This is a genomic window from Chryseobacterium sp. GW823-FHT05E08, assembly GCF_058795655.1.
Map to the genome: position 1 here is coordinate 160045 of NZ_JBXAHY010000004.1, position 11763 is coordinate 171807.

The 11763-nt window shown below is 36.7% G+C and carries 5 protein-coding genes; 3 read left to right on the forward strand and 2 right to left on the reverse strand.

Annotation, left to right across the window (positions count from 1 at the left end):
• Positions 1-40 precede the first annotated feature (40 nt).
• The 3 genes from AC1Q7L_RS14915 to AC1Q7L_RS14925 all read left to right on the forward strand — a co-directional run bounded on the left by AC1Q7L_RS14915 (position 41) and on the right by AC1Q7L_RS14925 (position 10122).
• Positions 41-3001 (forward strand): reprolysin-like metallopeptidase, encoded by a 2961-nt coding sequence (locus tag AC1Q7L_RS14915; RefSeq protein ID WP_492306917.1) that lies wholly within the window; start codon positions 41-43, stop codon positions 2999-3001.
• Positions 3002-3178: 177 nt separating this feature from the next.
• The gene (locus tag AC1Q7L_RS14920; RefSeq protein ID WP_492306916.1) at positions 3179-6160 is read left to right on the forward strand and encodes a reprolysin-like metallopeptidase; all 2982 of its coding nucleotides are present in this window, start codon (positions 3179-3181) and stop codon (positions 6158-6160) included.
• A 398-nt stretch (positions 6161-6558) separates the two neighbouring features.
• The gene (locus AC1Q7L_RS14925; RefSeq protein ID WP_492306915.1) at positions 6559-10122 is read left to right on the forward strand and encodes a GEVED domain-containing protein; all 3564 of its coding nucleotides are present in this window, start codon (positions 6559-6561) and stop codon (positions 10120-10122) included.
• Between the two features lie 108 nt (positions 10123-10230).
• Here AC1Q7L_RS14925 and coaE read toward each other — a convergent pair whose 3' ends face one another.
• Together coaE and AC1Q7L_RS14935 are read right to left on the reverse strand one after the other, a co-directional pair.
• Positions 10231-10857, reverse strand: coding sequence for a dephospho-CoA kinase (coaE, locus tag AC1Q7L_RS14930; protein ID WP_492306914.1), 627 nt, complete (start codon positions 10855-10857; stop codon positions 10231-10233).
• A gap of 9 nt (positions 10858-10866) precedes the next feature.
• A complete protein-coding gene (locus tag AC1Q7L_RS14935) occupies positions 10867-11733 on the reverse strand; it encodes an MBL fold metallo-hydrolase (protein WP_492306913.1) in 867 nt (288 codons plus the stop codon).
• Between the last annotated feature and the right edge of the window lie 30 nt (positions 11734-11763).

Consider the following 11763-nt stretch of genomic DNA (forward strand, 5'->3'; position numbering starts at 1 on the left):
TGTTTAAATTTATTACCATTATAAACATAAATGTTTTTTTATGAGAAAAAGAATTATTGCTGCCTTATTATGTAGTTTAATAGGAGGTTCTGCTTTAGCACAATGGACTCCAACTACATTTGAGAGAAAATCAACGGAAAAATTTTCTGTTATTAAAAATTATTACAAGCTAGATCTTAATAAAATTAGAACACAGCTTAAAGATGCCCAGGAAACAGGTAGAAATGCAAAACCTGTAGAAATTTCGTTACCAACTTTAGGAGGAAAAATTGAAAAATTTGCTGTATATAGTTTTCCTGTAATTGTTAAAGAGTTAGCAGATCAATACCAATTGGGATCGTATGTAGGAGTAGGGATAGATGATCCTTCAAAGTACTTAAGATTTTCTGTTGCACCTAATGATTTCCAATCAATGATTATTAAAGATGGAAGTTATGAATTCATAGAACCTCAGGATGCTAATAAAACAGTCTATGGAGTACATCCAAAAACCAGTCCTACAGGCGGTAAAAGCTTTGTCTGCAGCACAAATGAAGGACCAAAAGCTGTTGATGAAATGAATAAAATGTTTGCCGCAGGAAAAGCATTTACTAATCAGCCGACTGACTTCTCTAAGAATTCTGATAAAAAATACAGAACCATGAGGCTGGCAATGTCTGTAACGGGTGAATATACTCAGTTTTTCGGAGGAACAGTTGCGGGAGCTCTTACTGGAATTAATGCAACAATGACCAGAGTAAATGGTGTTTACGAAAAAGATCTTGCACTGCATTTAAATGTGCAGAACTTTCCAAATGTAATTTATACTAACGCTAGTACTGATCCATATTCTGTAGCTGCTACAGGAGCAGGTGGTGCCTGGAATTTAGAATTACAGCAAACATTAACTGCCAATGTCGGAAATGCTAATTATGATATCGGTCACTTATTCGGAGCTTCAGGAGGAGGAGGTAATGCAGGTTGTATCGGCTGTGTGTGTACAGACCCATCAACAGCTGAACCAGAAGGTAAAGGTTCAGGGTTTACTTCGCCAGTTGATGCGATTCCACAAGGTGATAATTTTGATATCGATTTTGTAGCTCACGAAATGGGACATCAACTAGGAGGTAATCATACATTTTCTCACGCTCTGGAACCTTATAACGTAAACCAAGAACCTGCTTCGGGTTCAACAATTATGGGATATGCGGGGGTTGCTAATAACGGAGCTGCCGCATCAAATGTTCAGCCTCATTCTGATGCATATTTTCATATTGCAAGCATCAAGCAGATTCAAACGAATTTAATTAGTACAACTTGTGATGTAGAAACTGCAATCACAAACACCCCTCCTGTAATTGCCGCTTTACCTACTTACAATATTCCGAAAGGAACAGCGTTTGTTTTAACGGCTTCAGCAACTGATGCTGAGAATAATCCAATGACATATACTTGGGAGGAAGTAGATAATGCAAGTGTAACTACAAATGCAAACAACTTAGGAACAACCACTAGTGGAGCTTCATTCAGATCTTTTACTCCAACAACTAGTCCTACAAGATATTTTCCTAAGTTTTCTTCAGTAATGGCTGGAGTTCTAAATAATTCAAATAATGGCTGGGAGTCTGTTTCAATGGTTCCGAGAACAACTAAGTTTGCAGTTACTGTAAGAGATAATAATCCAGCTGCTAATCAACAACAAACTCAATCTGCTGAACAAACTATTGTTGTAGGGAATGAAGGTCCGTTTAAAATTAATACACAGTATGCTGCTCATACGGTATCTACTCCAATTGATTGGGATATTGCAGGAACAAATACTGCTCCATACAATGTTCCCAATGTAAAAATTGACTATACAACAGATAACGGAACAACTTGGACTGTTCTTGCAGTTTCAACAGCAAATGACGGAACGGAAAACTTTACATTTCCATCGTCATTAAATGGACAGACTATTAAACTAAGAATTTCCGCGATAGGAAACATATTCTATGCTGTGAAATCTATCAGCGTAACTACTTTTGCAGCTTGTGATGGTACTGCTCCAAATGGAATAGCTGTGAGTGGTATTACTCAGAATGGGGCAACTGTAAACTGGGCACCGATTTCTGGAGCTACTTACATTGTTCGTTATAAAAAAATAACAGACACAACTTGGCAGCAAACAACATCCGCATCACCTTCTGTAACATTATCAGGTTTAACTGATGGAACAGCTTATGAAGTACAAGTAGCAGCGGTTTGCTCAGGAACTCCTGGAACTTATTCGGCTTCAACCAACTTTACGACATCGGGGCTTACTTATTGTGCTGCTGCTTCTGGTGATGCAACTGATGATTATATCGCTAATGTTACGGTAGCAAATATAAATAATTCATCATCTGCGAGCACTTATACCAGTTATGTTGCAAACTCTGCATTACAAATCAATTTGGTTAAAGGAACGTCTTACACATTAACTGTTACAAAAGGATGGTTAAGCGGAACAGGACCTTACCCTGAAGCGATATCAGCCTGGATAGATTTTAATAGAAACGGAACATTTGAAGATGCTGAAAGAATCCTTACGTCACCGGTTGCTACTGCGTCTCCAACTCCAGTTACTACAAGCTTTACTGTTCCTTCAACTGCTGTTACGGGCTTAGGTCTTAGAATGCGTGTAGGTATGCTATATTCGGACCAAACTGGTGCTGCTATTATAAATCCTTGTGGCACTTATGATACTTATGGAGAGTTTGAGGATTATAATGTAGTGGTAACAGATGTGTTATCTACAAACGATGTTGCTAATACTAAAGATGACATTCAGATTTACCCTAATCCTGTAAGTGATGTTTTAAATATTACTAATGTTTCAGATAAAGCTACTTTCAAAATTTACAGTGCTGCTGGTCAGCTTGTACAAAGTGGAAATATTAATAACAAACAGGTTAATGTGAGTTCTTTAATAAAAGGTGCTTATGTTATTGCAATAGAAGATAAAAATATTTCTAAAAATAATAAGTTCATAAAGAAGTAGTAAAATACTTAAAAATATAGTTTTTCGTGTGTAAAACAGACTCCAACAATGCTTGGAGTTTGTTTTTTTTATAAGTACCTGAGATGTTTGATTGTATTTTTATTATATTATTCTTTTATTTTTAAGAATAATAAACGGAAAATAGCTATATTTGGCGGAAAATATAATTAAAAATTTATGAAAAAACTACTTACTATTTTATTTTGTAGTTTGGTTGGTGGCTCTGCCTTTGCGCAATGGACGCCGACTACATACAAGAGAGGTACAGAAATTAAGTACGCTCTTGTTAACTACTATAAGTTAGATATTAATGCAATTAAGGAAAAGCTGAAAAATGCTCAGGAGTCAGGTCCTAATGCAAAGGCTGTAGAAATTTCTATACCAACTTTAAATGGTAAAATTGAAAAATTTGCAGTATATAGCTCTCCAGTTGTTGTAAAATCTCTTGCAGATAAATATCAACTAGGATCTTATGTTGGGGTTGGAATTGACGATCCGTCTAAATACCTAAGATTCTCTTTATCAGGTAATGATTTCCAATCTATGGTAATGAATGATGGAAATTATGAATTCATTGAGCCGCAAAATGCAGATAAAACTGTATATGCTGTTCACCCTAAAACTAAAAAAACAGAAGGGACAGGAAAAGGTTTCTTTTGTAGTACTACAGAAAACCCTGCTGAGGTAGCTCAGATTAATCAGATGTTGGAGCAAGGTAAATCATTTGCCAACCAACCAACTGATTTCTCAAAAATGTCTGATAAAAAATTCAGAACGATGAGATTGGTAATGTCTGTTACTGGTGAGTATACTCAGAAATTTGGAGGTACTGTTGCTGGTGCTTTGACGCAGATTAATGCGACAATGACAAGAGTAAACGGTGTTTTCGAAAAAGATTTCGCTTTACGTCTTATTTTACAGGATTTTCCAAATGTAATTTATACGAACAGCTCAACAGATCCATATTCAATTCCTTCAGTTGGTACAGCTTCAGCTAATGCAAGTAATGCTAATGGTTGGAATGTTCAGCTTCAGCAAACACTTAGTGTAAATGTTGGAAGTGCTAACTACGACATCGGACACCTTCTAGGTGATACTGGTGGTGGTGGAAATGCAGGATGTATCGGTTGTGTTTGTATTGATCCTACAGGAACTCCTGCTACTTCTCTTTCTAAGCAAAAAGGTTCTGGATTTACTTCTCCTGGAGATGGTATTCCTCAAGGTGATAACTTTGATATTGACTATGTAGCTCACGAAATGGGTCACCAGTTAGGAGGTAACCACACATTCTCTCACGGTCTTGAAACAGGAACTGGAGTAAACGTAGAACCAGGTTCTGGATCTACAATTATGGGATATGCTGGTATTACAGGTGCTACTACTGACGTTCAGGCGCATTCTGATGCTTATTTCCATAAAGCAAGTATTTCTCAGATTCAAGCTAACTTGATCAGCAAAACTTGTGATATTGAGACTTCTATCTCAAACAATGCACCAGTAATTACTCCTTTAACTGCTTACAGTATTCCAAAAGGAACTGCATTCGTATTAACGGCTGCTGCTACTGATGCAGAAAACAACCCATTAACTTATACATGGGAAGAGGTTGATAATGCAAGTGTTGTAATTAATAAAACTAATTTAGGTACTACTACAACAGGTGCTTCATTTAGATCATTTACACCTACTTCAAGCCCAACAAGATATTTCCCTAAATTATCTTCTGTATTGGCAGGAGTTTTAGATAACTCAAATAACGGATGGGAGTCTGTTTCTATGGTTGCAAGAACAAGTAATTTTGCTGTAACGGTAAGAGATAATAACCCTGATCCAGCTCAACAACAGAGTCAGTTTGCGCAGCAGACAATTACTGTAGGTAATGATGGACCATTTAAAGTTAATACTCAATATGCTAACGTAAACGTTGCAACTCCAATCGAGTGGGATGTAGCAAATACTACTGCTGCACCTTACAGTGTTGCTAACGTTAAAATTGACTATACAACAGACAACGGAACAACTTGGACTGTACTTTCTGCTTCAACAGCTAATGATGGAACAGAGAACTTTACTTTCCCTACTTCATTGAACGGACAAGTAATTAAACTTAGAGTTTCTTCAATCGGAAACGTATTTTATGCTGTGAAATCAGTAACTGTAGTAGCTTTCGCTCCATGTGACGGTACTGCTCCAGTGGGAATAACTACAAGTAACATTACTGCTTATGGAGCTACTGTAAGCTGGACGCCAATTTCAGGTGCTACTTATATGATTCGTTACAGAAAAGTAGGTCAAACTGCTTGGATAGCAACAACATCTACTTCTCCTACTGTAACGTTGGCTGGTCTTACAGATGCTACATCTTATGAAATTCAGATAGCAGCTGTTTGTTCTGGAACTCCTGGTGCTTATTCAGCTTCAGTAAATTTCACAACTTCATCAATATCTTATTGTGCTGCTGCATCAGTTACTGCTGCGAATCTATTTATTTCAAATGTAACGGTTGCGAATCTTAATAATACTTCAACTGGAGCTATTTATACAAACTTTACAACAAACCCTGCTCTTCAGGTTAACCTTACAAAAGGAGTTAGTAATACGATGACTATTACGGCAAACCAGGCTGCTTATAATCTAGCGATGGTGTTTATCGATTATAACAGAGATGGTACTTTTGATGCTTCTGAAAGAGTAATGAACTTCCCTGTAACTAACGTTGCTTCATTCACTGGATCATTTACAGTTCCAAGTACTGCTATCGAAGGACAGACATTAAGAATGAGAGTTCTTTTTGGTTTTGCCGGATCTGCTAACGCTGGATTAAACGGACCTGCAACTTGGGTTTGTGGAACTAATTTCAATGATGGTGAAGTTGAAGATTACAACGTTGTTGTAGCTACTACATTAGGAACAAGCGATGTTGCTAATCCTAAAGACGGTATTCAGATTTATCCTAACCCGGTAAGTGATATCTTAAACGTAACTAAAGTTTCTGACAAAGCTGCTTTCAAAATTTACAGTGCTGCTGGTCAGTTAGTAAATAGCGGAAATATCAACTCAGGAAAAATCAACGTTTCTGAATTAGTAAAAGGAGGATATGTAATTACAATTGAAGAAAAAGGAAAAGATTTATTCAAATCCAAATTCATTAAAAAGTAATAGAACTTTCATAACAATAATAAATCCTCAGGTTTTGCCTGAGGATTTTTTTATTATTAATATATAAGTTGTGATATTGTGAGGTTTCCGTAAAAAAAATATTTCAATTGGCAAATTAATAACAAAAAATCATTAGATTTGTTTAATTAATATAATATAAAGAACATATGGAGAAAACCTTTACTTTTTTAATTCTTTTTCTGGCTCTGATCAATATAGGCTTTGCAACGCAATCCTATAAGCAGGCAATGACATTGCCTTACGATCAACCAAACATTAGTAATACCATTACAAATAATCACCCCTGTTGAAAGTGGATATTGAATTCTTAATTATTAAGAATATAAAAGTTAGAAATGAATGTATTATGAATTTATTTTTTTAAAACTATTTGACTTATGAGAAAATTTTATCTTTTATTTTTATTTTTTCTGTCATTTGTGGGATTGAAGGCTCAGTACTGTACTCCAACGGGAGGTGCGTCAAGTACGACCTATTACTTAAAAACAATCTCCTTATCTGATCAGAATAGTATTAATTATACAGCTACAGCATACCAAGCTTATGTTAATAATTCAGCCCAGGCAGTAAATTCATCTCCGGGTGGAACTATACTGCTAAATCTGGCTACCAGTTCAAGTACTGCAAAATATTATGTGTACATAGACTGGAATAATGATCTTGACTTTAACGACGCAGGTGAAAATCCTATTGCTACTACAACGTATGCAGCTACTTATACCGGAAATATAACTGTTCCGGCTGCACAGGCTTATGGCTCTTACAGAGTAAGAATAGAAAATGGCTTCATAACACCTGCCACTCCTATTACTGCATGTGGACCTAGTGCCTGGGGAAACTTTGTAGATTTTACAATTCAGGTAGGAGCTCCTCCAACTTGTATTGTTCCAACAGCATTAACATCATCAAATATTTTAGCTAATGCTGCAACCCTATCTTGGACGGCTTCGGTAACGACTCCGGCAAATGGTTACGAATATTATATGAATACGACGGGTGTTCCTCCTACTGGTGCAACTGCGGGAACAGCAGTTCCTACAGGAACTTCAGTTACGGTGGGTAGCCTTGCAGCTAATACTACTTATTATTGGTGGGTTAGAGCAATTTGTTCTTCTACAGATAAGAGTTTCTGGGCTTCGGGAACACCTTTTAAAACACTTTGTACAGCAATTACAACCCTTCCTTGGACTGAGAATTTTGATACTCTGACTCCTATAGGATCTGGTATTGTACCAAGTTGTTGGAAACAGATAACAGGTACTTATGCCTGGAACTCTGCAAATACAGGGACTACAACGTTTAATGCGCCAAAATCTACACCGAATTATATGAGTATTCAATACGGTAATACCACTGCTAGTCAACTTTGGACTCCGGGCTTTGCCTTGACGGCAGGTACAGCGTATGAATATTCTTTCTATTATAATACGGGAGGTACATCAAGTTCTTATATAGGATTTACAGGTAATGCATTAGTGAATACTTCACAGTCTGCTACAGGAGCAACAACTTTAGGAGCATTCATTACAGCAACACAAGGAACAAATGGATATGTATTGTATAAAGTATATTATACGCCTACAGTTTCAGGAACATATAATTTCGGAGTAAGCGTTAGTGCTACAAGTGCTCCTTGGTATTTAGGTTTGGATGATTTCAAAGTAAGAGTTGCACCAACATGTTTGGACCCACAAGGTTTAACGGTCGTGAATACTACAACTTCAAGTACTACAATACAATGGACAGTACCAACTCCGGCTCCTGCAGGTGGTTATGATGTTTATTATACTACAAGTGCTGCAATTCCTGCTCCAACTGTTACTCCTCAATACACTGGAGTTACAGGGCCAACTCAATTAATAACAGGATTAGCTGCAAGTACAACTTACTACATTTGGGTAAGAGCAAGATGTAGTTCTACTGATATTGGTGATTGGACGGGGCCTCTTTCGGTTTACACTAATTATTGTGTTCCTACAGGGGGTTCATCTTCAACAACATATTATTTGAAGAATATTACAACTACAGGAGGATTTACCAATCTTGCTTATACTGCTTCTACTTATAGTGCATATGTAAACAATTCTGCAACAAGTTTCTCTGCACTGCCGGGAACTACTGTGAATGTTAGCATGAATTCTGGAACAAGTTCATACTTTTATTATTTATGGATAGACTGGAATAACGATATGGTATTTGATCCTTTAACGGAAGCGGTTTATGCTACTACTGCTTATACTCAGACTGGAACAACTACAATTAACACGGCAGGTCGTCCTGCAGGTTCTTACAGAGCGAGATTTGCTACATCATTTAGTGGTGCAATCAATCCTTGTGGATCGGCTCCTTATGGTAATTATGTAGATTATACTTTTGTCATTAAGCCTTGTTCTACTACAGCACCTACAAATGTTTATGTAGACGCAATCAGCCATATTTCTGCAACAGTACATTGGACTCAATCTACTGATAATCTTAACTATAAAGTATATTGGAGAGAAGTTGGAACTGCTGGATGGCCAAATTCATCTGCATTATTAGCACCACCTACAAACAGTTTTGTTATTCCATCAGGTTTACAGCCTGCTAAAAATTACGAAGCAATAGTAGTTGCTGTTTGTAATACGACTGAAGGAACTGCTACTCCTGTGGCATTTGCAACAAAATGTGATCCTACACCTCCGAATGTTACGGTAAGTAATATCACAACAACATCTGCATTGATAACATGGGCTCCTTTAGCTGCAAGTTCTACTTATGTAATGAGATACAGAATCGTAGGAAGCGGCCCTACAGGATGGAGCGCTAATATACCTTTACCGGTAGCTCCAGCGAATACTTATACTCTTGCTAATTTAAATGTATATACTTCGTATGAAGTTCAGATAGCAAATATTTGTAATGGTACTACACTTGTAAATCCATGGTCTAATCCTAAAGTATTTACCACTGAAAGAACTTGCGTATTGCCTCCTCCGGGATTAACGATTACAAATCTTACTCCTACTTCAGCAGTTGTGGTTTGGGATCCATTCCCGGGAGCAACTTATATCTTAAGATATAGAAAAGTGGGTATTCCGAGCTGGACAAATGTACCGGTTTCTGTAAATACTCTTACATTAACAGGATTATTAGAATTAACTAAATATGAAATGCAGGTTGTAAATGTATGTTCAGGTACGCCGGGGACTTACACTCAACCATACTTCTTTACGACACCTACGGTAACTTATTGCCCAATGTCTTCAGGAAGTGCTGCTAATGAATTTATTTCAAAAGTAACTGTGAAGCCAAACGGTAAACCAGTAATGGAAAATACTTCAGTAGGATCTACTTATACAGATTATACAGGTGTTCCTGCTAAATTCATAGAATTGATTCAAGGTTCTACAGGAAACCAAATTACGATTGAAAAATCTTGGTTAGGTACTAATAATGAAGAAGGTGTTGCTGTTTGGATCGATTTCGACAGAAACGGATACTTCGATATTAACGAAAGAATCATTGCTTCACCTCCTAGTACAACAACTCCTGTTACAGGAACGTTTAATGTACCTGCAGATGCATTCATCAGCTTAACAGATTACAAATATGTAGTGATGAGAGTAGCATTGCAAAAAGACGGTATCCCTGTGAACTGTACAAGTTTTGCAAACGGGGAAGTTGAAGATTACACAGTGAGAATTTCTAAAACTCCTGTTCCTAATGCAACGAACCAGACTGAAATAATGATTTACCCTAACCCGGTAAAAACTACATTGAATGTGAAGAACACAAGCCCTAGATCTAATTACAAGATCTACAATGCAGCAGGACAAGTAGTATCAGCGGGAATTATCTTAAACAACAAGATCAATGTTAGTAATTTGATCAACGGAGTTTATGTAATAGATATCGATGATGTTAAGGGTACTGCCCAAAAGAAATTCATCAAAGAATAATAGTAAATTATCTTTAAAATAGAATAAGCTCTCAGAAATGGGAGCTTATTTTTTTAATTAAAATCAGGTCAATAAAAAACTCGCTAGATTTTTCTAACGAGTTTTGCTTTATTCTATTTCGAAAATAATCCGTTCGGTTTGTTCCTTGAGATCTTCGAGATTGGTATTGTTGTAAATGATGCAGTCTGCGAGTTTTATCTTGTCTTTTTCAGACATTTGTTTCTCCATTATAGCTTCTATTTCACGATAGGTTTTTCCATCCCTGTCCATTACTCTTTTGGTTCTTATGTTGTCTTCTGCAGTTACCAACAGAGATTTGTAGCATTGTTTATTAAGTTTTAATTCAAATAATAATGCAGTCTCTTTAAAAACTAGATATTTGGTTTGCTTTTCCAGCCACTCTTCAAAATCAATTCGAACAGCAGGATGAATGATTTCATTTAATTGATGAAGAAGATCTTTATCATTAAAAACTTTTTCTGCAACAAATTTCCTGTCGTAAAGTCCGTTTTCATCGTAAGATTCTTCGCCTAGAAGTTCTTTAATTTTAACCTTTAATGCATCACTATCATTAACGATCGTTTTTGCCCTGTCATCCGAGTAATAAACGGGAAACCCGCACTCTTCAATAAAATGGGCAACAGTAGTCTTTCCTGAACCTATTCCACCAGTTAAACCAATGACTTTGGATGATGGTGGTTCTGCTTTTTTTGTTTCTGAATGTAATTCTTCCATAATTAAAAATTAATATCCAAAAACATCATTAAAACTAAAGGTTTCATCAAGTCTTACTCCTTTTTCGGTCATTTTAAGACTTGCTAATTCGTTGTGAGCATCGTGTTCAAAGAACAGTAAATATTCGTTATCTACACATTGCTTCAGGAATTTTGATTTTTCCTCCATTGTCAATAAAGGTCTTGTATCATAACCCATCACGTAAACAGGGTTGATATGTCCCGCAGTCGGAATAAGATCCGCCGCAAAAACAACCGTTTTTTCCTGATATTGGATAACCGGAAGCATTTGCTTTTCTGTATGTCCGTCAACAAAAATAACGTCCATTTTCAAATCTGGAGCAAAACCATAATTTCCGTTTGCTGGAAGTGGTAAAAAGCTCAGTTGCCCGCTTTCCTGCATAGGAAGAATGTTTTCCTTTAAAAAGCTCGCTTTTTCTCTTGGATTAGGCTCAGTTGCCCACTGCCAATGGTTTTCATTCGTCCAGAACTGTGCATTTTTGAATGCAGGTCTGTAGCCGGTTTTGTCGTCATTCCATTCAATTGCTCCACCGCAGTGGTCGAAGTGAAGGTGAGTTAAGAAAACATCGGTGATATCTTCCTTTACAAAACCATATTTTTTTAAGTTTTTATCTAAATTATCGTCTCCCCAAAGAGAATAGTGACCGAAGAATTTATCATCCTGCTTGTTTCCAAGACCGCAGTCTACCAAGATTAATTTTTTTCCGTCTTCAATTAATAAAGAGCGGGTTCCCAATTCAATTAAGTTTTTTTCGTCTGCTGGGTTAGTATTCTCCCACAGACTCTTTGGGACGACTCCAAACATTGCGCCGCCGTCCAGCTTAAATTTTCCACATTGTATAGGATATAACTTCATATATATTTTTGATTAGTTTATTTTACTTGA

What these genes read in the sequence shown, in the direction of transcription:
- AC1Q7L_RS14915 (WP_492306917.1), top strand. Translation starts at nt 41, where the DNA reads ATGAGAAAAAGAATTATTGCTGCCTTATTATGTAGTTTAATAGGAGGT.
- AC1Q7L_RS14920 (WP_492306916.1), top strand. Translation starts at nt 3,179, where the DNA reads ATGAAAAAACTACTTACTATTTTATTTTGTAGTTTGGTTGGTGGCTCT.
- AC1Q7L_RS14925 (WP_492306915.1), top strand. Translation starts at nt 6,559, where the DNA reads ATGAGAAAATTTTATCTTTTATTTTTATTTTTTCTGTCATTTGTGGGA.
- coaE (WP_492306914.1), bottom strand. Translation starts at nt 10,857, where the DNA reads ATGGAAGAATTACATTCAGAAACAAAAAAAGCAGAACCACCATCATCC.
- AC1Q7L_RS14935 (WP_492306913.1), bottom strand. Translation starts at nt 11,733, where the DNA reads ATGAAGTTATATCCTATACAATGTGGAAAATTTAAGCTGGACGGCGGC.